The 22,337-nt window shown below is 72.4% G+C and carries 22 protein-coding genes and 1 riboswitch; of the genes, 10 read left to right on the plus strand and 12 right to left on the minus strand.

Annotated features, from left to right (window positions below; translation table 11 throughout):
* Nucleotides 1-140: 140 nt before the first annotated feature.
* From IG64_RS04015 to IG64_RS04035, 5 genes are all read left to right on the plus strand, one after another.
* Nucleotides 141-419, plus strand: coding sequence for a DUF3311 domain-containing protein (locus tag IG64_RS04015; protein ID WP_037851950.1), 279 nt, complete (start codon nt 141-143; stop codon nt 417-419).
* Nucleotides 416-2,044: a monocarboxylate uptake permease MctP gene (gene mctP / locus IG64_RS04020; protein ID WP_037851954.1), complete on the plus strand. Its 1,629-nt coding sequence runs from the start codon at nt 416-418 to the stop codon at nt 2,042-2,044. The genes IG64_RS04015 and mctP overlap by 4 nt, the downstream gene beginning before the upstream one ends.
* A gap of 78 nt (nt 2,045-2,122) precedes the next feature.
* The gene (locus tag IG64_RS04025) at nt 2,123-2,629 is read left to right on the plus strand and encodes a GNAT family N-acetyltransferase (RefSeq protein WP_037851956.1); all 507 of its coding nucleotides are present in this window, start codon (nt 2,123-2,125) and stop codon (nt 2,627-2,629) included.
* Nucleotides 2,630-2,728: 99 nt separating this feature from the next.
* A riboswitch (cobalamin riboswitch) is annotated at nt 2,729-2,909 on the plus strand.
* Nucleotides 2,910-3,030: 121 nt separating this feature from the next.
* Nucleotides 3,031-5,403, plus strand: a complete 2,373-nt coding sequence (locus IG64_RS04030) for a ribonucleoside-diphosphate reductase subunit alpha (protein ID WP_037851958.1) — start codon at nt 3,031-3,033, stop codon at nt 5,401-5,403.
* Nucleotides 5,403-6,416: a ribonucleotide-diphosphate reductase subunit beta gene (locus IG64_RS04035; RefSeq protein ID WP_037851960.1), complete on the plus strand. Its 1,014-nt coding sequence runs from the start codon at nt 5,403-5,405 to the stop codon at nt 6,414-6,416. Before IG64_RS04030 ends, IG64_RS04035 begins: the two co-directional genes overlap by 1 nt.
* On the opposite strand, the gene IG64_RS04040 is transcribed toward IG64_RS04035, so the two are convergent.
* A complete protein-coding gene (locus IG64_RS04040) occupies nt 6,329-6,601 on the minus strand; it encodes a hypothetical protein (protein ID WP_051812350.1) in 273 nt (90 codons plus the stop codon). The two genes, IG64_RS04035 and IG64_RS04040, sit on opposite strands and share 88 nt — an antisense overlap.
* 93 nt (nt 6,602-6,694) lie before the next feature.
* Here IG64_RS04040 and IG64_RS04045 point away from each other — a divergent pair, with 93 nt between their 5' ends.
* The gene (locus tag IG64_RS04045; RefSeq protein WP_037852229.1) at nt 6,695-7,660 is read left to right on the plus strand and encodes a helix-turn-helix domain-containing protein; all 966 of its coding nucleotides are present in this window, start codon (nt 6,695-6,697) and stop codon (nt 7,658-7,660) included.
* A 27-nt stretch (nt 7,661-7,687) separates the two neighbouring features.
* Here IG64_RS04045 and IG64_RS04050 read toward each other — a convergent pair whose 3' ends face one another.
* The 10 genes from IG64_RS04050 to IG64_RS04095 form a co-directional block, all read right to left on the minus strand.
* Complete coding sequence (locus IG64_RS04050; RefSeq protein ID WP_037851962.1) at nt 7,688-9,064, minus strand: cytochrome P450; 1,377 nt, start codon at nt 9,062-9,064, stop codon at nt 7,688-7,690.
* Entirely contained in the window at nt 9,061-10,158 is a 1,098-nt protein-coding gene (gene cyc1 / locus IG64_RS04055) for an epi-isozizaene synthase (protein WP_107474148.1), read from the minus strand. Before cyc1 ends, IG64_RS04050 begins: the two co-directional genes overlap by 4 nt.
* Nucleotides 10,159-10,468: 310 nt before the next feature.
* Nucleotides 10,469-11,119, minus strand: a complete 651-nt coding sequence (gene def, locus IG64_RS04060; protein WP_037851964.1) for a peptide deformylase — start codon at nt 11,117-11,119, stop codon at nt 10,469-10,471.
* Between the two features lie 74 nt (nt 11,120-11,193).
* A complete protein-coding gene (locus IG64_RS04065; protein ID WP_037851965.1) occupies nt 11,194-12,174 on the minus strand; it encodes a tetratricopeptide repeat protein in 981 nt (326 codons plus the stop codon).
* A gap of 104 nt (nt 12,175-12,278) precedes the next feature.
* Entirely contained in the window at nt 12,279-13,502 is a 1,224-nt protein-coding gene (locus IG64_RS04070) for an HD-GYP domain-containing protein (protein WP_037851966.1), read from the minus strand.
* Nucleotides 13,502-14,917: an HD-GYP domain-containing protein gene (locus IG64_RS04075; RefSeq protein ID WP_078883773.1), complete on the minus strand. Its 1,416-nt coding sequence runs from the start codon at nt 14,915-14,917 to the stop codon at nt 13,502-13,504. The genes IG64_RS04070 and IG64_RS04075 overlap by 1 nt, the downstream gene beginning before the upstream one ends.
* Nucleotides 14,918-15,030: 113 nt before the next feature.
* Nucleotides 15,031-15,363: a mycothiol system anti-sigma-R factor gene (rsrA, locus tag IG64_RS04080; RefSeq protein ID WP_037851967.1), complete on the minus strand. Its 333-nt coding sequence runs from the start codon at nt 15,361-15,363 to the stop codon at nt 15,031-15,033.
* Complete coding sequence (gene sigR / locus IG64_RS04085) at nt 15,360-16,055, minus strand: RNA polymerase sigma factor SigR (protein ID WP_037851968.1); 696 nt, start codon at nt 16,053-16,055, stop codon at nt 15,360-15,362. Before sigR ends, rsrA begins: the two co-directional genes overlap by 4 nt.
* Nucleotides 16,056-16,312: 257 nt before the next feature.
* On the minus strand, nt 16,313-16,954 hold the full coding sequence (locus tag IG64_RS04090) for an alpha/beta family hydrolase (protein WP_037851969.1): 642 nt from the start codon (nt 16,952-16,954) through the stop codon (nt 16,313-16,315).
* A 69-nt stretch (nt 16,955-17,023) separates the two neighbouring features.
* Nucleotides 17,024-17,839 carry an SOS response-associated peptidase gene (locus tag IG64_RS04095; protein WP_037851971.1) on the minus strand — a complete coding sequence of 272 codons (816 nt, stop codon included), beginning with the start codon at nt 17,837-17,839 and terminating at the stop codon, nt 17,024-17,026.
* 50 nt (nt 17,840-17,889) lie between these two features.
* Here IG64_RS04095 and IG64_RS04100 point away from each other — a divergent pair, with 50 nt between their 5' ends.
* The 4 genes from IG64_RS04100 to IG64_RS04115 all read left to right on the plus strand — a co-directional run bounded on the left by IG64_RS04100 (nt 17,890) and on the right by IG64_RS04115 (nt 21,625).
* Complete coding sequence (locus IG64_RS04100) at nt 17,890-18,612, plus strand: M50 family metallopeptidase (RefSeq protein ID WP_037851972.1); 723 nt, start codon at nt 17,890-17,892, stop codon at nt 18,610-18,612.
* A gap of 223 nt (nt 18,613-18,835) precedes the next feature.
* Nucleotides 18,836-20,167 (plus strand): 3-phosphoshikimate 1-carboxyvinyltransferase, encoded by a 1,332-nt coding sequence (aroA, locus tag IG64_RS04105; RefSeq protein WP_037851973.1) that lies wholly within the window; start codon nt 18,836-18,838, stop codon nt 20,165-20,167.
* A gap of 17 nt (nt 20,168-20,184) precedes the next feature.
* Complete coding sequence (rsgA, locus tag IG64_RS04110) at nt 20,185-21,195, plus strand: ribosome small subunit-dependent GTPase A (RefSeq protein WP_037851976.1); 1,011 nt, start codon at nt 20,185-20,187, stop codon at nt 21,193-21,195.
* A gap of 106 nt (nt 21,196-21,301) precedes the next feature.
* Nucleotides 21,302-21,625 carry a DMT family transporter gene (locus tag IG64_RS04115; RefSeq protein WP_037851978.1) on the plus strand — a complete coding sequence of 108 codons (324 nt, stop codon included), beginning with the start codon at nt 21,302-21,304 and terminating at the stop codon, nt 21,623-21,625.
* 76 nt (nt 21,626-21,701) lie between these two features.
* Here IG64_RS04115 and IG64_RS04120 read toward each other — a convergent pair whose 3' ends face one another.
* Nucleotides 21,702-22,310: a TetR/AcrR family transcriptional regulator gene (locus IG64_RS04120; protein ID WP_037851980.1), complete on the minus strand. Its 609-nt coding sequence runs from the start codon at nt 22,308-22,310 to the stop codon at nt 21,702-21,704.
* Between the last annotated feature and the right edge of the window lie 27 nt (nt 22,311-22,337).

Genomic DNA, 22,337 nt, shown 5'->3' on the forward strand with positions numbered 1-22,337 from the left:
CGCCTGCGGCCGGCCCCCCGGCGCGGCCCGTGCGGCCGTATGCGGAACCGGTATGCGGACAAGGGGTTCCGTTACCTGTCACCGTGACCTAGATTGCCTGCGCAATCGCACGGCTGACCAGCGAGGGGACGGAGCCGCACATGTCAGATGGGCCAGGAGTGGGCAAAGGGGTGGTGACACCCCTGCGGGTCGTCATCGGCCTCTGCCTCGTCGCACCGTTCGTGGCGATGCTGTGGGTCGGTTCGTACGCCAAGATCGGCCCCACGTTCATCGGCATCCCGTTCTTCTACTGGTACCAGATGCTGTGGGTGATCATCTCCACGGTCCTCACGGTGATCGCCTACCGGCTGTGGCAGCACGACCAGCGCGGTCGCCGCACGGCGGGCACCGCCTCCGCGAAGGGCGGTGCGACCCGGTGAAGGACGGCGTCAACGGCGTCGCGCTCGGCGTCTTCATCTTCTTCTTCCTGCTGGTCACCGTCATGGGGTTCCTGGCCGCGCGCTGGCGCCGGGCGGAGAACGAGCACAGCCTCGACGAGTGGGGCCTGGGCGGCCGGTCGTTCGGCACCTGGATCACCTGGTTCCTGCTCGGGGGTGACCTGTACACGGCGTACACCTTCGTCGCCGTGCCCGCGGCGATCTACGCGACCGGCGCGGCCGGGTTCTTCGCGGTGCCGTACACGATCCTGGTGTACCCGCTGATCTTCACCTTCCTGCCGCGGCTGTGGTCGGTCTCGCACAAGCACGGATACGTGACGACCTCGGACTTCGTGCGCGGCCGGTTCGGCTCCAAGGGCCTGTCGCTGGCGGTGGCGCTGACCGGCATCCTCGCCACCATGCCGTACATCGCGCTCCAGCTCGTCGGCATTCAGGCGGTGCTCGACGTGATGGGCGTGGGCGGCGGCGAGAACACCAACTGGTTCGTGAAGGACCTGCCGCTGCTGATCGCCTTCGGCGTGCTGGCGGCGTACACGTACTCCTCGGGTCTGCGCGCCCCGGCGCTGATCGCGTTCGTGAAGGACGCGCTGATCTACATCGTCATCGCGGTCGCGATCATCTACATCCCGATCAAGCTGGGCGGCTTCGACGACATCTTCGCCAAGGCCGCCGACGCGTTCGGCCAGACGAACCCGGCCACCGGCAAACCGCGCGGCGCGGTGGTGCCGGGCGAGGCGAGCCAGTGGACCTACGCCACCCTCGCCCTGGGCTCCGCCCTCGCGCTGTTCATGTACCCGCACTCGATCACCGCGACGCTCTCCTCCAGGAGCCGTGAGGTGATCCGCCGCAACACCACGATCCTGCCGCTGTACTCGCTGATGCTGGGTCTGCTGGCGCTGCTGGGCTTCATGGCCATCGCGGCGGGCGTGAAGGTCCAGAACGGGCAGCTCGCCATCCCGCAGCTGTTCGAGGACATGTTCCCCGACTGGTTCACCGGCATCGCCTTCGCGGCGATCGGCATCGGGGCGCTGGTCCCGGCGGCGATCATGTCGATCGCGGCGGCGAACCTGTTCACCCGCAACATCTACAAGGACTTCATCAGGCCGGACGCGACGGCCGCGCAGGAGACCAAGGTCTCCAAGCTGGTGTCCCTGCTGGTGAAGGTGGGCGCGCTGGTCTTCGTCCTGACCATGGACAAGACCGTGGCGATCAACTTCCAGCTGCTGGGCGGGATCTGGATCCTGCAGACCTTCCCGGCCCTGGTGGGCGGTCTGTTCACCCGCTGGTTCCACCGCTGGGCGCTGCTGGCCGGCTGGGCCGTGGGCATGGTCTACGGCACGGTCGCGGCCTACGGGGTCGCCTCCCCGACGCAGAAGCACTTCGGCGGCTCGGCCAAGGAGATCCCGGGCATCGGCGAGATCGGGTACATCGGCATGACGGCGTTCGCCCTGAACGTGATCGTCGCCGTCGTCCTGACCTTCGTCCTCAGGGCGCTGAAGGCCCCCGACGGCGTCGACGAGACCAGCCCGCAGGACTACACCGCCGACGCGGGCGACCCCGGCGTCGCGGTCGAGCTGCCGCCGGCCACGGCGGGCAGCGCGCACTGAGCCGCCGCGCACCCACGCCGACGGGCCGCCGGAAAAACCGGCGGCCCGTCGCCGTACCCGTGCGGCACACTCGGCCTCATGGACCTCGTGATCAGGCCGGCCGAGCCCGGCGAGTACGGCCCCCTCGGTGAGATCACCGCGCAGGCCTATCTCCAGGACGGGCTGCTGGACTTCGGACAGGACGATCCGTACCTCGGCGCGCTGCGGGACGTCGCCGGGCGGGCGGCCGCCGCCGAGGTGCTGGTGGCCGTCGCGGACGGCGCGGTGGCCGGCGGGGTCGCCTTCGTGCCGTCGGGCGGCGCCATGGCGGACATCGCCGGGCCCGGCGAGGCCGAGATACGCATGCTGGCGGTCTCCCGCACCGCGCGCGGCCGGGGCGCGGGCGAGGCCCTGGTACGCGCGTGTCTGGAGCGGGCGCGGGCCACCGAGGGATGTGTGCGCGTCGTGCTGTCCACCCAGCCCACGATGCACGCCGCCCACCGCCTCTACGAGCGCCTGGGCTTCGTCCGCACCCCGCAGCGGGACTGGAACCCGCTGCCGGAGCTGGACGACATCTCGCTGCTCACCTACGCGTTGACCCTCTGACACCCGCCGGGACCCGTCGGCAGCCGCTGAGACCCGTGGAGACCCGCCGACAGCCACTGACAGTCGCTGACAGTCGCTGACAACTTCCGCGACCGGCGCGGCACAACATATGGGGGTGGTTCCCTCACCCGGCACAAGATGTATGCTCATGCTCGCTGTCGTCGCAGGGGAATCCGGTGCGAATCCGGAACTGTCCCGCAACGGTGTACTCGTGCACACATGCCCTCGGGGCCGTGTACGGGCGTCAGTCCGAGGACCTGCCGACAGCGCACCCGGCCGTCCGGTCCGGGTGCCTGACGTCCGGGCCTCGCGGAATGGGCCGGTGGACGCGGCGCCGCGTGCGCTCGTGTGCTGCCCCCTGCCCTCGGTGAGGCCCCGTGCCGAGCGAGGGAGAGCCACACGTGACCATCGCGCCCGCCGATCCGGTCTCAGCCGAAGGCAACCTGGAGAACGACGGTCCCGGTGCCGCGCTGCTGCGGACCCTGACCGAGCTGACCGCCGACCTCCCCGACGCCGACCCCGGCCGGGTCGCCGCCGCCGCGCTGCGCGGCCGTTCGGCCCACGCGGACGAGGCGGAGCTGCGGGAGCTGGCCACCGAGGCGGCGGCCGGACTCATCTCGGAGGACCCCGCCTACTCACGGCTGGCCGCCCGCCTGCTGACGCTCTCCCTCCGCGCCGAGGCCGCCTCGCAGGGCGTCACGGCCTTCACCGAGTCGGTGGCCGTGGGCCACCGGGAGGGGCTGATCGCCGACCGGACCGCGACGTTCGTACGGCTCCACGCCGCGCGCCTGGACGCGCTGGCCGACCCGGCCGCCGACGACCGCTTCGGCTACTTCGGGCTGCGCACCCTCTACAGCCGCTACCTGCTGCGGCACCCGATCACCCGCAAGGTGATCGAGACGCCCCAGCACTTCATGCTGCGGGTGGCCGCCGGTCTCGCCGAGGACGACAGCCCCCGGGCCGCCGACGAGGTCGCCGCGCTCTACGGGCTCATGAGCCGCCTCGACTACCTCCCCTCCTCCCCCACGCTCTTCAACTCCGGCACCCGCCACCCCCAGATGTCCTCCTGCTACCTGCTCGACTCCCCCAAGGACGAGCTGGACAGCATCTACGACCGCTACCACCAGGTGGCCCGGCTCTCCAAGCACGCCGGCGGCATCGGCATCGCCTACTCCCGCATCCGCTCGCGCGGTTCGCTGATCCGCGGCACCAACGGACACTCCAACGGCATCGTGCCGTTCCTGAAGACGCTGGACGCCTCGGTGGCCGCCGTGAACCAGGGCGGCCGGCGCAAGGGCGCCGCCGCCGTCTACCTGGAGACCTGGCACTCCGACATCGAGGAGTTCCTGGAGCTGCGCGACAACACCGGCGAGGACGCGCGCCGCACCCACAACCTCAACCTGGCGCACTGGGTCCCGGACGAGTTCATGCGCCGCGTCGACGCGGACGGGCCGTGGTCGCTGTTCTCCCCGGCCGACGTGCCGGAGCTGGTGGACCTGTGGGGCGAGGAGTTCGACGCGGCCTACCGCGCGGCCGAGGCGGCCGGGCTCGCGAAGAAGACCCTGCCCGCCCGTGAGCTGTACGGCCGGATGATGCGCACCCTCGCGCAGACCGGCAACGGCTGGATGACCTTCAAGGACGCCGCCAACCGCACCGCCAACCAGACGGCCGAACCGGGTCACGTCATCCACTCCTCGAACCTCTGCACGGAGATCCTGGAGGTCACCGACGACGGCGAGACGGCGGTCTGCAACCTCGGCTCGGTCAACCTCGGCGCCTTCGCGGACCCGGAGCGCGGGGACCTCGACTGGGAGCGGCTGGACGAGACGGTCCGCACCGCCGTCACGTTCCTGGACCGTGTGGTCGACATCAACTTCTACCCGACCGAGCAGGCGGCCCGTTCCAACGCCCGCTGGCGGCCGGTCGGTCTGGGCGCGATGGGCCTGCAGGACGTCTTCTTCCAGCTGCGGCTGCCCTTCGACTCGCCCGAGGCGAAGGCGCTGTCCACCCGGATCGCCGAGCGCATCATGCTGGCCGCCTACGAGGCCTCCGCCGACCTCGCCGAGCGCAACGGGCCGCTGCCGGCCTGGGAGAAGACCCGCGCCGCCCGCGGTGTGCTGCACCCCGACCACTACGACGCGGAGCCGGCCTGGCCCGAGCGCTGGGCCGCGCTGCGCGAGCGGATCGCCGCCGTCGGCATGCGCAACTCGCTGCTGCTGGCCATCGCGCCGACCGCCACCATCGCCTCCATCGCGGGCGTCTACGAGTGCATCGAGCCGCAGGTCTCCAACCTGTTCAAGCGCGAGACGCTCTCGGGCGAGTTCCTCCAGGTCAACTCCTACCTGGTGCGCGACCTCAAGACGCTCGGCGTGTGGGACGCCCGCACCCGGGAGGCGCTGCGCGAGGCGAACGGCTCGGTGCAGGACTTCGCCTGGATCCCCGAGGACGTGCGGCGGCTGTACCGCACGGCGTGGGAGATCCCGCAGCGCGGCCTGATCGACATGGCCGCCGCCCGCACCCCGTTCCTGGACCAGGCCCAGTCGCTGAACCTGTTCCTGGAGACGCCCACCATCGGCAAGCTCTCCTCGATGTACGCCTATGCCTGGAAGCAGGGCCTGAAGACGACGTACTACCTGCGTTCGCGCCCGGCGACCCGGATCGCCCGCGCGGCCCGCGCGCAGACCCCCGCCACCGTCCCCGTCCAGCAGCCGGCCGACTCCGACGCGGTCGCCTGCTCCCTTGAGAACCCCGAGTCCTGCGAGGCCTGCCAGTGATGAACGACCACCCGAAGAACCTGCTCGACCCGGGCTTCGAACTGACCCTGCGCCCCATGCGCTACCCGGACTTCTACGAGCGCTACCGGGACGCCATCAAGAACACCTGGCACGTCGAGGAGGTCGACCTCCACTCGGACGTCGCCGACCTCGCCAGGCTCACCCCGGCCGAGCAGCACCTCATCGGCCGCCTGGTCGCGTTCTTCGCGACCGGTGACTCGATCGTCGCCAACAACCTGGTGCTCACCCTCTACAAGCACATCAACTCACCCGAGGCGCGCCTGTACCTGAGCAGGCAGCTGTTCGAGGAGGCCGTGCACGTCCAGTTCTACCTGACGCTGCTCGACACCTACCTGCCCGACCCGGAGGACCGGGCGGCGGCCTTCGCGGCCGTGGAGAACATCCCGTCCATCCGGGAGAAGGCCGAGTTCTGCTTCAAGTGGATGGACTCGGTGGAGAAGCTGGACCGGCTGGAGACGAAGGCGGACCGCCGGCGCTTCCTGCTCAACCTCATCTGCTTCGCCGCGTGCATCGAGGGCCTGTTCTTCTACGGCGCCTTCGCCTACGTCTACTGGTTCCGCAGCCGGGGCCTGCTGCACGGCCTGGCCACGGGCACCAACTGGGTGTTCCGGGACGAGACGATGCACATGTCGTTCGCCTTCGACGTGGTGGACACGGTCCGCAAGGAGGAGCCGGAGCTCTTCGACGACGGGCTGGAGCAGCAGGTCACCGACATGCTGCGGGAGGCCGTCGAGGCCGAGCTGCAGTTCGCGCGCGACCTGTGCGGCGACGGCCTCCCGGGCATGAACACCGACTCGATGCGGCAGTACCTCCAGTGCGTGGCCGACCAGCGGCTGACCCGCCTGGGCTTCGCTCCGGTGTACGGCTCCGAGAACCCCTTCTCCTTCATGGAGCTGCAGGGTGTTCAGGAGCTGACCAACTTCTTCGAGCGGCGTCCGTCGGCGTACCAGGTGGCGGTGGAGGGCACCGTCGACCTGGACGAGGACTTCTGAGTCCTCTCCTTCGCCTGCTGTGCCTCGCGGTACTCCTGTTCCTGGTGTGCCTTCTGTGCCTCGCGGATGCTGCGGTCGACGCGCTTGTCGCGCACGATGCCGAGCACCGAGGGCAGCGCCATCAGGACCAGGAGTCCGAAGGTGGCGAGCATTCCGATCAGGGCCTGTGTCTGGTCTGCGTTCATGCACACCACCATCGCGCCGGACGCTCCTGTCCGTGAGTGGCAGGACTGCCGCACATCTTCAAATTCCTGCCACTTGTGCGGCACACTGGCGGCATGTTGCAGAACGTGGCGGCCGTCCTGCTGGACGGCGTGCATCCCTTCGAGCTGGGTGTGGTCTGCGAGGTCTTCGGGATCGACCGCAGCGACGACGGGCTGCCGGTGTACGACTTCGCGGTGGTCTCGGCGGAGGGCCCCTCGCTGGGCACCCACGTGGGCGGCCTGAGCGTCACCACCCCCTACGGCCTCGACCGGCTCGACGAGGCCGACCTGATCGCCGTGCCCGCCGGGAACGACTTCGCCACCCGCGTGTACCCGCCCGAGCTGCTGGCCGCCCTGCGCCGGGCCGTGGACCGGGGCACGCGGGTGCTGAGCGTGTGCTCGGGGGTGTTCGTGCTGGGCGCGGCCGGACTGCTGGAGGGGCGGCGCTGCGCGGTGCACTGGCACCACGCGGCCGAGCTGTCCCGGCAGTACCCGCGCGCCACCGTCGAGCCGGACGTGCTCTACGTCGACGAGGACCCGGTGATCACCTCGGCCGGCACGGCCGCCGGCATCGACGCCTGCCTGCACCTGGTGCGCAAGGAGCAGGGCCCGGAGGTCGCCAACAAGATCGCCCGGCGGATGGTGGTGCCCCCGCACCGGGACGGCGGGCAGGCGCAGTACATCGAGCGTCCGCTGCCGAGGTCCCGGTGCGACACGGTGGGCGAGGTGCTGGTGTGGATGGAGCGGCACCTGGGCGAGGAGGTCACCGTCGAGCAGCTCGCCGCCCGCGCCCACATGTCGCCGCGCACCTTCGCCCGCCGCTTCCAGCAGGAGACGGGCACCACCCCGTACCGCTGGCTCCTGCGCCAGCGGGTGCTGCTGGCGCAGGACCTGCTGGAGGCGACGGACGAGACGATGGACGCGATCGCGGACCGGGCCGGGTTCGGCACCGCGGCGGCGCTGCGGCACCAGTTCGTCCGCGCGCTGGGCACCACGCCGAACGCCTACCGGCGCGCGTTCAGGGGCCCCGAGGCCGCCTGAACGCGCGCTCGCCGGGCAGGCCGCCGGTCAGCGGGGCAGGGCCCGCAGCAGCAGGCGGCGCGGGCGCAGCGTGATCCCGATGCGGGGCCTCGGGTCGGAGCCGGGCGCCTGCTCGAAGCGGTAGGCGCCGGCGATCGCGGCGGTGAGCAGCGTGAGTTCGGCCATCGAGAAGTGGTCGCTGGGGCACTTGCGGTTGCCCACGCTGAACGGGCTCATCGCGTACTTGGGGACCTCGGCCGACCGCTCCGGGAGCCAGCGGTCGGGGTCGAACTCCTCGTGCCGGTCGTAGGAGCGGGGGTCGCGCTGGATGGCGTACGGACTGTAGATGACGTCCGCGCCCGCCGGGATGGTGCAGCCGCCCAGCTCGGTGTCGGCGACCGTCCGGCGGGTCAGAATCCAGACGGCGGGATAGAGCCGCATTGTCTCCACGACGACATTCGCCGTGTACCTCAGTTTTCGGACGTCGTCGAATGCGACGGGGCGGTCGCCCACCACCGTTTTCACCTCGTCGCGGATCTTGTCACCGAGGTGCGGGTGCTCGGTGAGGACGAGAAGCAGCGACATGATCATGGATCCGACGGTTTCGCTGCCCGGGGTGAGTATCGCGATGACCTGATCGTGGATCTCCTGCTCCCCAATAGGCTCGCCATTCTCGTCCTTCGCCTCCAGCAAAGCCGTCAGCAAATCGTCCGGTTTTTGACCGCTTGCCCGGCGGTCGGCGACGATCTCGTCGACCAGGAGATGCAAATCGGCCAATGCGCGGTTGAATTCCCGGTTCCCGGCGAGCGGGACCTTGTAAAGGGGTCCGAGCGGCACGACCATGCGCTGGTACATGCCGCTGAACAGCGTGGCCAGCGCGGCGCAGATGCGCTCGGCGCGGGCGTCCATGTAGCTGCCGCGCATCAGGCACCGGGCGGCGACGCGCACGGCGACGCGGAAGGACTCCGCGGTCACGTCGAGCACCTCGCCCGAGCGCCAGCGCTCCACCAGGGCGTGCGCCTCCTCGGTCATGATCGGCCCGTACTCGGGGATCACGTCGAGCCGGAAGGCGGGCTGGATGGTGCGCCGCTGGCGGCGGTGGAGCGGGCCGTTGGCGGTGGCCACGCCCTCCTTGCCGAGCAGGCTCTCCAGGGACTCCCACAGCGGGCCCGCGATGATGTAGTCGGGGCTGAGCGCCAGCGCCCCGGTGAGGGCGGGCGCGGTGACGGCGTACACCGTCTTCGGGCCGAGCCTGAGACGGACGACGTCGCCGTGGTCGCGCAGCCGGCTCAGGAAGGCCAGCGGGTCGCGGGCCAGCCGCAGGCCGTGGCCCAGCAGCGGGACCGCGCCGCCGGCCAGTGGCGGTTCACGCCGTGGCCGGCCCGCCTGCGACCTGTCCTCGGGCTTCACCGATTCGACGGTCATTTCTCACCTGCCGCTTCGTTGTTGACGTAAGGGGGCGTGGACCGGTCGTCCCAGCTGTCGACCATGTACCGGCCGGACTCGTGGTGGAACCAGTAGACGGAGCTGAACCAGTTGCGCATATTGCCGACGCAGGCCCGCACGGCGGAACTCAGTTCTTTCCCGCGTACCGTCCCGTTCGCGAGAGTGTCAGCGAAACGCAATGCGTCCTGTTCCGCGACAAGGAATTCAGCTATGCATTCCTCGATACGGCGGCGGATTTCCGCTATTGCTTCCTCGAGGCTCAGCCCTTCATGTTTGACCAGACTTATCCCGAGGTTGTGCACCTCGTCACCCGCTATTTCCTTCGGCAGGGAGCACAGGTCGTTGTACCAGGCGGCGAATTCCTGGCTCAGCAGGGCCGGACGCCGGTAGGCGGGATTCTTCCGGACGGCGTCCGGGAGTTCGCAGCCCGCGCTCGGCTCCAGCAGGTCCGTCCAGATCCAGTGGGCGAAGGTGAGCCGGCGCAGGGCCAGGTACTCCTCGACCGGGGGCACGACGCCCTCGCTGCGGTTGTGGAACTCCCGGTCGTACGCGTCGATCACCGCGTGGAAGTGCCGGGCGAAGCGGGCGTTCCAGGTGCCCGGCAGGAACGAGTACAGCCGCAGCACGCTGTCCGCGAACCCCGCTACCAGGGCGTCCGGGTGGTGCAGGTGTTCCTGCGGGGCGTCGAGCGCCGTGTGCAGCGCCCTCCGCAGCCTGCGCCAGGCGACGGGACGGCCGTGGACGATGTCACGGTCGTGCCGGTCGTCCCAGAGGAAGAACCAGGCGCTGTAGTCCGCGACGGCCTGCAGCACCTCGTCCGGCGCGCCGAGGTAGTACCCCGCCATCAGGTCGGTGTAGCGCAGGCCGTCGGCGTGCTGCTCCACCTTGTCCGCCGGCATGAGCCGCTTTTCGAGCAGCCAACCGCGGGTCTTCTCCTGGAGTTCGGGCCAATAGGCGTGCAACTTCCTGGGAAACGCCGCTTCGATCACCGGAAGAGCGAGTGCCGGTGGCACCGCGACCGCTGTCGGTGTGGATGTGGACGTCGATGTGGTGCTGTATGGGAAAGCTGGCACGAACAACCCCTCTCAGCCGCCAGTGGCGTCCGCCCCTTCGCTGTGCCCGGCGCACGCCGTCACGCATCCCCGCACTCCCATTCAGCACCACAACTGACCGTCCTGGGAACGGATTTGGCCCACTCGCCGGCTGGGATGCCGAGAATATCCCCTTGTGTGACTGATTCTGATTCAGCAGTTGCGCACAGCACAAAGACCCGACCGGGTGAGTGGCCGTGCCACGAACACGAAGACGGCGCCCGGCCGGTGTGCGGTCGGGCGCCGTCTTCGCGGCGGGCGCGTCCCGGCGGTGCCGGGGCGGCGGGGGTGCTCAGTCGTTGGCGACCACGGGGTAGCGCGGCTCGTTCTCGGCCATCTGCCGCAGCGCGTCCTTGCGCTCCCGCTTGGAGAGCCGGTCGATGTAGAGGTAGCCGTAGAGGTGGTCGGTCTCGTGCTGCAAACAGCGTGCGAAGTAGCCGGTGCCGCGCACCTTGACCGGATTGCCCCGCTCGTCCTGGCCGGTCACCTCGGCGTAGTCGGGGCGGGCGAGCGGCGCGTAGGCGGTGGGCACGGACAGGCAGCCCTCGTTGCTGTCGTCCAGGCGGCGCCGGTCCGCGGGCAGCTCGACCAGGCGCGGGTTGCAGACGACCCCCACGTGCCGCACGCCCTCGTCGTCGGGGCAGTCGTAGACGAAGACCTTGAGGTCGACGCCGATCTGGTTGGCGGCCAGACCCACGCCCTCGGCGGTGCGCTGGCTGGCGAACATGTCCGCGACCAGCTGCTGCAGCTCGTCACCGAACTCGGTGACGTCCCGGCACTCCTTGTGCAGCACCGGGTTGCCGACGACCGTGATCGGCCGCGAGGTGCCCCGCTCGCGCCAGGCCGCCTCGCGAGCCTCGCAGTCCTCCGTGTCGACGACATAGCCCTCGTCGTCGACCGGGAGCACGCCCGCCTGCTGCTGATCGGTGTCCTGCTGCGCCATGACCGACGTACGCCTTCCTGCAAGCCTGAGAAGTTCTGCCCGTACAGCCTACGGGGACCGGTACCGGCCCCGCTTCAGCAGACCTCTTCGAGGTCCCGCCAGTCACGGGAATCGGGGCTGTCCGCGACCCACCCGTCCAGCAGTCCGCGCACCAGCGAGGCCGGGGCGGCCACCCCGCACTCCCGCTCCGGCACCCACAGCTGCCCGTCGGTGCGGTGGCCCAGCGGCCCGGGGTGCCCCGGCTCGCTGTGGTCGTGCGGGTCCAGGTGCACGCCGTCGCCCTCGTCGGAGGGCATCCGCGACTCCGAGCACGTGCGGCACAGCAGCCGGACCGAGGACGACCAGTCCTCGGCGGCGAACCCGGCGTCCGCGGCGAGCTGCTCCAGCGCGTCCCGGTCGGCCTCGGTGGCGGCCTCCAGCAGGACCACCCAGGTGGGCACCGGTGAGGGCGCCCACAGTTCGATCTCGTCGAAGACGGGGAAGCTGTGACCGGCGGCGGTGGTCCGTTCGCCGTGGGGCACGCCGTCGTGCAGCACGACCTCGCCCCAGCGCCGCCCTGAGGAGGGCAGCGGGATCGACAGCACCTCGATCCGGGCCGGGTCCAGCCGCCGGCCCCACACCACCTCGGCCTCGCCCTCCGGCGACAGCCGCACGGCCGCGCTGCCCAGCTCCATGCCGACCGGTTCACCGGCGGCGGCCGCGCCCCCGGGCACCTTCAGGCCGTACGCCTGCCAGGCCCGGCGGGCCAGCGGCCAGTCCTGCAGCGCGGTGGCGGCGATGCCGACGTTCCACCAGTCCGGCGCCCCGGTCTCCTTCTCCAGCAGGGCCACGGCCCGCAGGCCCGCCGCCCGCGCCTGTTCCCAGTCGTGCCGGAACTTGTGCAGCAGCGCGAGGTTGAACCAGGACTCCGACAGCCAGGGCTCCAGATCGGCGGCGCGCGTCAGCAGCGCGCCCGCGTCCTCGTACCGGCCGTCGCCGATCAGGGTGAACGCGCGGTCGGTGGCCTGCCGCCAGGAGGCGGAGGGCCGGTGCCGTCCCTTGCCGAAGATCCTCACGATTCCCGCCTGCCAGTTCCGTCGTATGGGCTGGCTCTGCCCCCGGACACCCTTTCCTTCGCATCCAACCACGTACGGCTTGAGGGGCGCTCATTACCCATGGGTTACCCCACAGCGGGGGGAGTCAGACAATCCCCCCGGGCCAGGACCCGGGCCAGGGATTCCACCACCTCGGCGGCGTACTCGCCCGCGGTGGCCAGCCGCAGTTCCTCCAGCGCCTTGAGCGAACCGCCGGGCCCGCCGTCGCGCGCCTTCTCGTCGTAGGCGTTCACGGCCCGGACGATCCGCGCGGGCAGCGGCTGCTCCGCGCACGGGTCTGCCTGCCGCTCCACCACCACCGCGACCTCCCGGTCCACCCCGGTCTGCCGGACCACGGCGCCGCCCAGCAGCGCGATCCGCCGCCGCTCGGCGGCGGGCAGTCCCGCGGTGGCGCCCGCGGGCACCGGGTCGACGAGGCTGAGCTGGCCGATGTCGTGCATGAGGGCCGCGTGCTCCAGCACGGTCAGCTCCGGCTCCGCGAGGCCCAGGTCCCGGCCCACGGCCCGGCTGAGCGCCGCCACCCGCCGGGCGTGCCCGGCCGGGGTGTACCCGGCGACCTCGGTGGCGCGGGCCAGCGAGGCGATGGTCTGCCGGTAGGTGTCCCGCACGGACGCGTACCGCCGCAGGGACAGCTGGGTGAGCAGCAGCGGCACACAGAAGACGGGCAGCGCCCACAGGCCCGCCACGGCGGCCCCCAGCGCCATCACCGCGCCCGTGGCGCACACCGCGGACCCGATGCCGAGCAGGCCCCGCAGTTCCTCGCGCAGCAGCGGGCCGAACGGCCACCGGGCGCGCCGGTGGGCCTGCGCGGCGGCGAGGACTGCGCCGCACAGCGACGTGAGCACGAGGAGGGCGACCAGCAGCAGGGCGTGCGCGGGGCCGTCCCATTCCCGGAACACCCCTGCGTTGTACAGCGGTTGGAAGCAGACGGCGGCGAAGGAGACGGTGAGGACGCGGCGGACCAGGTGGTCGAGGGTCCGGCTCCGCCCGCGCGCGATGTGCGGCACGGCGCCGAGGAGCGAGGCGGCGAGCACCACGGCGACCACCTGGCAGGCGGTGTGGTGGCTGGGCCGGCCGGCGTCCTCGCCGAGCAGGGCGTACGACAGCGCCCCGGCGGCCCCGAGCGGCGCGGCCTCGCCCACCTCGGTCCCGGGCCACCGGGTCAGCTCGCCGACCAGCACGAGCGCGCCGAAGGCAAGGGCGGTCCCGGGCGCCTCCAGTCCGGTCCACAGGGTGAGGGTCAGGCAGAGCGCGGCGACCAGGAGGGCGGCGGTGCGCAGGAACACCATCAGGACGCCGGGGTGCCGGTGCCCGGGCCGGCGCTCGCGCCGGTGCTCGCGCGGTCACCGGCGACGGTGCCGGGCCCGGTGCACGGCGCGGCGGGGCCGGCCGGTGGGCGGGGCGGTCCCGGGCGGGTGTCGTCCGCGGCGGTGACCGCCGGGTGCCAGCCGTCCCGGTCCAGGGCCCGTACCAGGGCGGCGACCATGCGCGGGTCGAACTGCGCGCCCGCGCAGCGTTCCAGTTCCGTCAGGGCGGCCCCGACCGGCCGGGCGCGCCGGTAGGAGCGGGTGGACGTCATCGCGTCGAACGCGTCCGCGACGGCGACCACGCGCGCGCACTCGGGGATCTGGGCGCCCCGCAGGCCGTAGGGGTAGCCGCTGCCGTCGAGCCGCTCGTGGTGGTGCAGGATCGCCGACCGGGCCTCGCCCAGGAAGGAGATCCCGCGCACCATCTCGTGCCCGTACTCGGGGTGCAGTTCGATCACGCGGCGCTCCTCGGCGGTGAGCGGGCCGTCCTTGCGCAGCAGCCGGGTGGGCACGCCCAGTTTGCCGACGTCGTGCAGGATCCCGGCGAAGCGCAGCACCTCCACGCGGTCGTCGTCCATGCCCAGCTCCCGGGCGATCATCATGGAGGCCTGTCCGACGCGTTCGCTGTGCCCGCGCGTGTACCCGTCCTTGAGGTCGACGGCCTGCACCAGGGCGCGGATGGTCGCCCGGTGGGCGGCGCGCTCGCGGTCGTACTGCGCGTACACCCACCAGGACACGCACATGGGCAGCAGGACGAGCAGGGCGGCGGCCGGCCCGTACGGGCTGCGCCACAGGACCGCCATCATCAGGCCGCCCAGTCCGTGCACGCCGATCGGCGCCAGCGACCGGACGAACAGGCCGCACCAGGCGCGGCGCACCGACGGCCGCGCCGGCCGCCGCAGCGTCCCCGCCGGTCCGCCGGCGGCCAGCAGCAGGATGCCCCCGTCCAGCACCGTCAGCGTCAGGCAGAACGCCGTCACGGCGGCACCGGCGGGGACGAGGGCGTAGGGGAAGTCGCGGCCGACGACGGCGTCGCGCCCGCCCAGCTCCCAGTGCACGCGGGCCGCCGCCCACACGGCGAGGGTGAGCTGCGCCGCCCGCCAGACGCGGCGCAGGGCCTCGGGGCGCTGACCGGCCGCGGTGAGCAGGGCGCCCGGCAGCGGGACGAGCGCGGCGGCCGGCGGCGGCAGCAGGAAGGCGGCGGCCAGCAGGACGGGGTAGAAGGGTCCCGCGAGGTGGCGCCGGACGAGCAGCCGGTCGCAGCCTGCGTAGACCGCGGCGAGCGCGCACACCGCCCACCAGGGCGCCGGCATCACCGGCAGGGGCAGCAGGCACGCCAGGGCACCGAGGGCGGCACAGGTGACGTACGCGCGGGTGCGTGGCGCAACCGCCTCCATGACGCCCCTCCCGGTCGTGCCCGTCCACAGCCAGTGGGCCGAGCCTAGGGCGCGCGGAGGGGAGTGCGCGGGCCGATAACCCGCGCATTAGCACGTACGGGTGAACCGGAGGTTCAGGACTCCTGGGGAGTCACCGGTGCCGTGGTCACGTCACGGTCGGACGGTACGGAGCGGCCGGAGGCGGGCTGGCCGCCCGACCGGATCAGGTCGAGCCGGCCCATGACCTTGGCGCGCAGGTCCGAGGGGACGTCGTCATGCCCGCAGCACCGCTTGACCAGCTTCTTCACGGCCTGCTCCAGGCCGTACTTCTCCAGGCACGGGGAGCATTCCTCGAAGTGCTGCCGGAACTTGTCGCGATCGACGTCCGGCATCTCGCTGTCGAGGAACTCGTACAGGTGGTCGAGGACCTCACTGCAGTCCGTCTCGTGCGGCTCTCCGCAGCTCATGAGCCCGAGCCTTTCGCTTCGTTCGACTCTCCGGCGCCGGCCGGGACCAGTCCCCGCTCGCGGGCGTAGTCCTCGAGCATGCCGCGCAGTTGACGGCGGCCCCGGTGCAGCCGGGACATCACCGTGCCGATGGGTGTCCCCATGATGTCCGCGATCTCCTTGTACGCAAAGCCCTCTACGTCCGCGAGATACACGGCGATGCGGAATTCCTCGGGGATCGCCTGGAGCGCTTCCTTGACGTCCGAGTCGGGCAGGTGGTCGAGCGCCTGCGACTCCGCGGAGCGCAGACCCGTCGACATGTGCGACTCGGCACGGGCGAGCTGCCAGTCCTCGATCTCCTCCGCGGCGCTGCGCTGGGGCTCACGCTGCTTCTTGCGGTAGGAGTTGATGAAGGTGTTGGTGAGGATCCGGTAGAGCCACGCCTTGAGGTTGGTGCCCTCGCGGAACTGGTGGAAGGACGCGTACGCCTTGGCGTACGTCTCCTGCACCAGGTCCTCGGCGTCGGCCGGGTTGCGCGTCATGCGCAGCGCCGCCGAGTACATCTGGTCCAGGAACTCCAGGGCGTCCCGCTCGAAGCGCGCGCTGCGCGCGGCGGTCGACTCCGCGGGTGCGTCCACACCCGTGCCCTGGCCCTCGGGCAGCTCCGCCTGGCCGTTGTCGGTCCCTGCGTCGGTACCGGGAACCGGACCCACCTCCTCAAGCGACGTCGTGGGACCGAAGGCGGCCCCACTCGTTTCGGAGGATAGACGACGATCCGGCCCGCCCGCCGCCCGAATAGGGGCGGTCCGGGCCGCGTGCAGCACCGACCAGTCCAGGTCAGTACGGCTGCTGCGGGCCGGGCAGATGGTCGAACCCATGCGGCGGACTCCCTTTCCCATGACGTCGGCACTGGGGCACCAGCGCTTCTGTCCGCCTCAACAGTGCGCGGACGGCCCGCATTCCCGGGGCGTCACCCGAGTGACGCGGTCCACCGCAGCACACCGTCGGTGAGGACGCCGAGGGCCTGCTCCTGGGTGATCTCGGCGCGCTTGGGCACCGCGAAGCCGTGGTCGCCGTGCGGGACGGTGATCAGCTCGAAGGGGCCCTCGGGGAACTCCCGCGGCCTTCCGAACGGGTCGTTGCCGCCCTGGACGACGAGCGTGGGCACGCCGGCGGCGAGCAGTTCCGCGGCGCGCGACTTCTCCGGCCTGCCCGGCGGGTGCAGCGGGAAGCCGAGGGCGAGCGCGGCGTGCGCGCCGAGCGCGGCGGCCGTGCGGCAGGCGACGCGCGCGCCCGCGCTGCGCCCGCCCGAGACGACCGGCAGACCCGGGGCGGCGAGCGCGGGCCAGACGCCGCGCCAGCCGGTGTCCAGGGTCCTCGGGGCGGGCGCCAGCCTCTTCCCGGCCACCCGCCAGGGCTGTTCGACGAGCGCGACCGTCACCCCGTGCCCGGGGAGCGTGCCGGCCAGGGCCTGGAGGTCGCGGGCCTCGATGCCGCCGCCCGCGCCGTGGCCGACGGCGAGGACGAGGCGTGGCCGCCCGGCGGCCAGGTGCCAGGTGACGCGGGCCGGTCCCGCCTCCGTCTCGACGGTCTCACGGGTGTCAGGGATCACAGGGGTCACCTGGCCGAGGATGCCAGAAGGGGAGGCCGGAGGGCGGGACGAAGGCAGGCCGCAGGCGGGTCAGAAGAGGGTGCCCTCCTCCGGCGCCGCCAGTTCCTTCAGCAGCTCGGGACCGTTGTTGCGGACGTTGCTCACCGCCGTGGACACGGGGTAGGCGCGCATCAGCCCCTCGGGCGGCGGGGCCAGCAGGGACCGCAGGTCCCCCGCGTCGGTGCGGGCCGGGTCCAGCCAGGCGTCCCAGCGGTCGGGGGTGAGCATCAGCGGCATCCGGGGGTGGATGTCGGCCAGCGAACGCGGCCCCTCGGACGGCGCCGCCGCCAGCGGGGCCCGCTCGGCCTCCGTGGTGATCACCGAGCAGGTCACCCACCAGGCCCGCGGATGGTCGTCGGGCAGCGTGCGGTCCCGCCAGAACTCGTACAGCCCCGCCATCGCGAACACCGATCCGTCCGCCGGCGTCACGAAGTACGGCTGCTTGCGCGGGCGTTTGCGCTTCCCCTCGACCTCCAGCTCCCGCTCCTCGGTGCCGGTGACCCACTCGTAGTAGCCGTCGGCGGGCACGATGCAGCGCCGGGCGGCGAAGGCGCGGCGGTAGGACGGCTTCTCGTGCACCGTCTCCGCGCGGGCGTTGATCATCCGGGCGGCGCCCTCCGGGCTCTTCGCCCAGGAGGGGACCAGTCCCCACTTCAGCTTCCGCAGCTGCCGAACCGGACGGGGGTCCTGCGCGTCCTTCACAGGACGGTCGAGGACGACGTGGACCTCCTTGGTGGGAGCCACGTTGTAGTCGGGCTCCAGGGTCTCCTCGGGCTCCCACTTCTCGATGCCGAAGACTCCCGCGAGATCCTCGGCCCCGCGACTGGCTGCATACCGTCCGCACATACGTGCCACACTGCCAGACTCCGTACGACAAGAGGGAGCCGCTCGGAAACATGGACAGTCTCGCCTCCGTCGCGCTGCCCGGCCTCTGGGACCGGCTCGTCGGCAGCCAGCCGGGACCCGACCTGTGGGTGGTGCTCGCCACCGCGGGCGCCGCCCTCGCCATGGTGGTCCCGCACACCCTGTGGCGCGTCTCCCGCAACGCCGTCACCATCGCCCACGAGGGCGGCCACGGCCTGGTGGCGCTGCTCACCGGCCGCACGCTGACCGGGATACGGCTGCACTCCGACACCAGCGGCCTCACCGTCAGCCGCGGCAAGCCGTACGGCCTCGGCATGATCCTCACGGCGGCCTCCGGCTACACCGCTCCCCCGCTGCTGGGCCTCGGCGGCGCCGCGCTGCTGGCCGCCGGACGCGTGACCCTGCTGCTGTGGGCGGCCACGGCTCTGCTGGTGGCCATGCTGGTGATGATCCGCAACGCGTACGGCGTGCTGACGGTGGTCCTCGCCGGCGGCACGTTCCTGCTGGTGTCCTGGCTGGCCGGGACACAGGTGCAGGCCGCGTTCGCGTACGCGGTGGTGTGGTTCCTGCTGCTCGGCGGGGTGCGTCCGGCCTTCGAACTCCAGGTCAAGCGCTCGCGCGGGGGCGCCGGGGACTCGGACGCGGACCAGCTGGCCCGGCTGACGCACGTACCGGCGGCCCTGTGGCTGTTCCTCTTCCACGCGGTGTCGCTGTGCTCGCTGATGGGCGGGGGCCGCTGGCTGCTCGGCGTGTGACCGGCCCGCCGCCCGGCGGGGGCCGGGCCGGCCGCGGGCACCGGCGGGACCGGCCGGCCGCCACCGACACCGGCGGGCACCGGCGGGCAGCGCGTCGACCCTCCCGGGGGCCGGCGGGCACCGTGCGGCCCTTGCGGAGTCCGGCGGGCGCAGTGCCGGTCACCCCGGTGCACCGGTGCACGGCAGGAAGGCCGGCGCGACACCCTCCTTATAGAGTGGGCCCATGGCCCCGAACCCCGCCCACACCGCCCTCTGGCCCGCCCCGCACGCGAGCGGAGCCGTCGACGCGACGGTCCACGTGCCCGGGTCCAAGTCGGTCACCAACCGTGCCCTCGTGCTGGCCGCCCTGGCCTCCGAGCCGGGCTGGCTGCGCCGCCCGCTGCGCTCCCGGGACACCCTGCTGATGGCCGGTGCGCTGCGGGCGATGGGGGTCGGCATCGAGGAGACGGTCTCCTCCAGTTCCTCCGGCTCCGGCGGCTCCGGCGAGGCGTGGCGGGTCATCCCCGCGGGGCTGCACGGCCCGGCCACCGTCGACGTGGGCAACGCGGGCACGGTGATGCGCTTCCTGCCGCCGGTCGCCGCGCTCGCCGACGGCCCGATCCGCTTCGACGGCGACCCCCGCTCCTACGAGCGTCCGCTGCACGGCGTGATCGACGCGCTGCGCGCGCTGGGCGCCCGGATCGACGACGACGGGCGCGGCGCGCTGCCGCTGACCGTGCACGGCGGCGGTGCCCTGGACGGCGGCGCGGTCGAGATCGACGCCTCCTCGTCCTCCCAGTTCGTCAGTGCCCTGCTGCTGTCCGGGCCGCGCTTCAACCAGGGCGTCGAGGTCCGCCACGTCGGGTCGTCGCTGCCGTCGATGCCGCACATCCGGATGACGGTGGACATGCTGCGCGCGGTCGGCGCCCAGGTGGACACCCCGGAGTCGGGCGGCGAGCCGAACGTCTGGCGCGTCACCCCGGGCGCCCTGCTCGGCCGGGACCTGACGATCGAGCCGGACCTGTCCAACGCTCAGCCGTTCCTGGCGGCGGCGCTGGTGACCGGCGGCAAGGTGGTCGTCCCGGACTGGCCGGAGCGGACCACTCAGCCGGGCGACCGGCTGCGGGAGATCTTCACCGAGATGGGCGGCTCCTGCGAACTGACCGACTACGGGCTGGTGTTCACCGGCTCGGGAGCGGTGCACGGCATCGACGTGGATCTGGGCGAGGTCGGCGAGCTGACCCCCGGCATCGCCGCGGTCGCCGCACTCGCGGACTCCCCGTCGACCCTGCGGGGCGTGGCCCACCTGCGGCTGCACGAGACCGACCGGCTGGCCGCGCTCACCAAGGAGATCAACGAGCTCGGCGGTGACGTGACGGAGACGGCCGACGGCCTGCACATCCGGCCGCGCCCGCTGCACGGCGGCGTCTTCCACACCTACGAGGACCACCGCATGGCGACGGCCGGTGCGATCATCGGCCTGGCGGTCGAGGGCGTACGGATCGAGAACGTGGCGACGACGGCGAAGACCCTGCCGGACTTCCCCGACCTGTGGACCGGGATGCTCGGGGCGTAGGACGCGAGGAACAGGTCATGCGCCGCTACGGCAAGCACACCGACGAGGACGACATCCGCTCCCGGCCCAACCGCCGGGGCAACCGGCCGCGTACGCACATCCGCCCCAAGCACGAGGACGCCGCCGACGGCATGGTGCTCACCGTCGACCGGGGACGGCTGACGTGCCTGGTCGACGGCCGCACGGTCATGGCGATGAAAGCACGGGAGCTGGGCCGCAAGGCCGCCGTCGTGGGCGACCAGGTTGCCCTCGTCGGTGACCTGTCCGGCGAGAAGGACACCCTCGCGCGCATCGTCCGCATCGGCGAGCGCACCTCCGTGCTGCGCCGCACCGCGGACGACGACGACCCCTACGAGCGCGTGGTGGTGGCGAACGCCGACCAACTGGCCATCGTCACCGCGCTCGCCGACCCCGAGCCGCGCCCCCGGCTGATCGACCGCTGCCTGGTGGCGGCGTACGACGCGGGGCTCGCCCCGCTCCTGGTGATGACGAAGTCGGACCTCGCCCCGCCGGACAAGCTGCTGGAGCTGTACGGGGCGCTGGACATCCCCTACGTCGTGACCAGCCGCGAGGAGCTGGAGACCGGAGGCGCGGCGGACCGGGTGCGGGCGCATCTGGGCGGCCGGGTCACCGCGTTCGTGGGGCACTCCGGCGTCGGCAAGACCACGCTCGTCAACGCCCTGGTCCCCGCCGAGCGGCAGCGGACGACGGGGCACGTGAACGCGGTGACCGGCCGCGGCCGGCACACCACCACCTCGGCGCTCGCGCTGCCGCTGGCCGGCGGCGACGGCTGGGTCGTGGACACCCCCGGCGTGCGGTCCTTCGGGCTCGCCCACATCGACCCGTCCCGGGTCATCCACGCCTTCCCCGACCTGGAGCCCGGCACCGAGGGCTGCCCGCGCGCGTGCAGTCACGACGAACCGGACTGCGCGCTGGACGCCTGGGTGGCCGAGGGTCACGCCGACCCCGCCCGGCTGTACTCGCTGCGCCGCCTGCTGGCCACACGGGAGCGCACGGAGGGCGACTGACCCGGCGCCGGGCGCCCGCGTTGTTTGCCGCACCCGTGGGCAGGTAAGTGCATAATCGCACCGAGCCGGAGCGGCCACGGAACGCGGACACACGGGAGGACAGCACATGGCGTGGCTGCTGGTCATCGTCGCGGGACTGCTCGAGACCGGCTTCGCCGTCTGTCTGAAACTCTCGCACGGCTTCACCCGGCTGTGGCCGACCCTCGCCTTCGCCTGCTTCGCCCTCGGCAGCTTCGGTCTGCTCACCCTGTCCCTGCGCAAGCTCGACGTGGGTCCGGCGTACGCGGTGTGGACCGGCATCGGCGCGGCGGGCACCGCGATCTACGGCATGATCTTCCTCGGCGACCTGGTGTCGACCCTGAAGATCGTCTCGATCAGTCTCGTCATCCTCGGTGTGATCGGCCTCCAGCTGTCGGGCTCCACGCACTGAACCGCCGTGCCGGCAGGGCCGGTCGGCACGGAAGAAGAGATCCACCGCGGGACGCTGACGCCGGCTCGCGTTCCGCTCAGCCGGGCCGGCCGCGGTGCAGCAGGCCGTCCATCAGACCGGCCATCCCCCTCTCCCGCGGCGGGGCCGCGACGCAGGACAGCGCGAGGCGGAACACCAGTTCGCAGACGTCGGCCAGCTCGGCCCGGTCCGCCTGTGTCGCGCCCGGCGCGCACACGGCCGCCACGGCGCGCTCGCGGACGGTGGCGAGGAGGGCGGCGGGCGAGGGCAGGGTGCCGTCCGCCGCGCGCTGGGCCGGCACGCCACCGCAGGAGGGGACCGCCGACGGCGCCGGGGAGGGCAGCCGCTCGCTCCAGCAGCCGGTCAGCACGGCCTTGACCAGCGGGTCGCCGCGCGCGGCGGACGCGGTCCACTCGGCGGCGGCGGTGAGCCGCCGCCCCGGGTCGCCGGGACCGGCCAGGGCGTGCTCGACGCCCGCGAGCCAGCCGTCCGCCGCCCTCCTGACCAGCGCCCGCGCCAGCCCGTCCTTGCTGCCGAACTCGTTGTACAGCGTCTGCCGCGACACGCCGGCCGCCGCGGCGACGTCCACCATCCGCACCGCGGACCACGGCCGCCGGGCCAGCGCCGAACGAGCGGCGTCCAGCAGGGATTCCCGCGCTGCGGGCATCGTCGCCTCCTGGGGGGAGCAGCTGTG

This window comes from Streptomyces sp. NRRL S-340 (genome assembly GCF_000720185.1).
In the GTDB taxonomy this organism is placed as follows: domain Bacteria; phylum Actinomycetota; class Actinomycetes; order Streptomycetales; family Streptomycetaceae; genus Streptomyces.

Coding starts and splice junctions, on each gene's coding strand:
- rsrA (WP_037851967.1), bottom strand. CDS start 15,363: ATGAGCTGCGGAGAGCCGCACGAGACGGACTGCAGTGAGGTCCTCGAC.
- IG64_RS04025 (WP_037851956.1), top strand. CDS start 2,123: ATGGACCTCGTGATCAGGCCGGCCGAGCCCGGCGAGTACGGCCCCCTC.
- rsgA (WP_037851976.1), top strand. CDS start 20,185: ATGCGCCGCTACGGCAAGCACACCGACGAGGACGACATCCGCTCCCGG.
- IG64_RS04050 (WP_037851962.1), bottom strand. CDS start 9,064: ATGACCGTCGAATCGGTGAAGCCCGAGGACAGGTCGCAGGCGGGCCGG.
- IG64_RS04070 (WP_037851966.1), bottom strand. CDS start 13,502: ATGGTGTTCCTGCGCACCGCCGCCCTCCTGGTCGCCGCGCTCTGCCTG.
- IG64_RS04075 (WP_078883773.1), bottom strand. CDS start 14,917: ATGGAGGCGGTTGCGCCACGCACCCGCGCGTACGTCACCTGTGCCGCC.
- IG64_RS04100 (WP_037851972.1), top strand. CDS start 17,890: ATGGACAGTCTCGCCTCCGTCGCGCTGCCCGGCCTCTGGGACCGGCTC.
- IG64_RS04120 (WP_037851980.1), bottom strand. CDS start 22,310: ATGCCCGCAGCGCGGGAATCCCTGCTGGACGCCGCTCGTTCGGCGCTG.
- IG64_RS04035 (WP_037851960.1), top strand. CDS start 5,403: ATGAACGACCACCCGAAGAACCTGCTCGACCCGGGCTTCGAACTGACC.
- IG64_RS04115 (WP_037851978.1), top strand. CDS start 21,302: ATGGCGTGGCTGCTGGTCATCGTCGCGGGACTGCTCGAGACCGGCTTC.
- IG64_RS04095 (WP_037851971.1), bottom strand. CDS start 17,839: ATGTGCGGACGGTATGCAGCCAGTCGCGGGGCCGAGGATCTCGCGGGA.
- IG64_RS04015 (WP_037851950.1), top strand. CDS start 141: ATGTCAGATGGGCCAGGAGTGGGCAAAGGGGTGGTGACACCCCTGCGG.
- aroA (WP_037851973.1), top strand. CDS start 18,836: ATGGCCCCGAACCCCGCCCACACCGCCCTCTGGCCCGCCCCGCACGCG.
- def (WP_037851964.1), bottom strand. CDS start 11,119: ATGGCGCAGCAGGACACCGATCAGCAGCAGGCGGGCGTGCTCCCGGTC.
- IG64_RS04040 (WP_051812350.1), bottom strand. CDS start 6,601: ATGAACGCAGACCAGACACAGGCCCTGATCGGAATGCTCGCCACCTTC.
- IG64_RS04045 (WP_037852229.1), top strand. CDS start 6,695: ATGTTGCAGAACGTGGCGGCCGTCCTGCTGGACGGCGTGCATCCCTTC.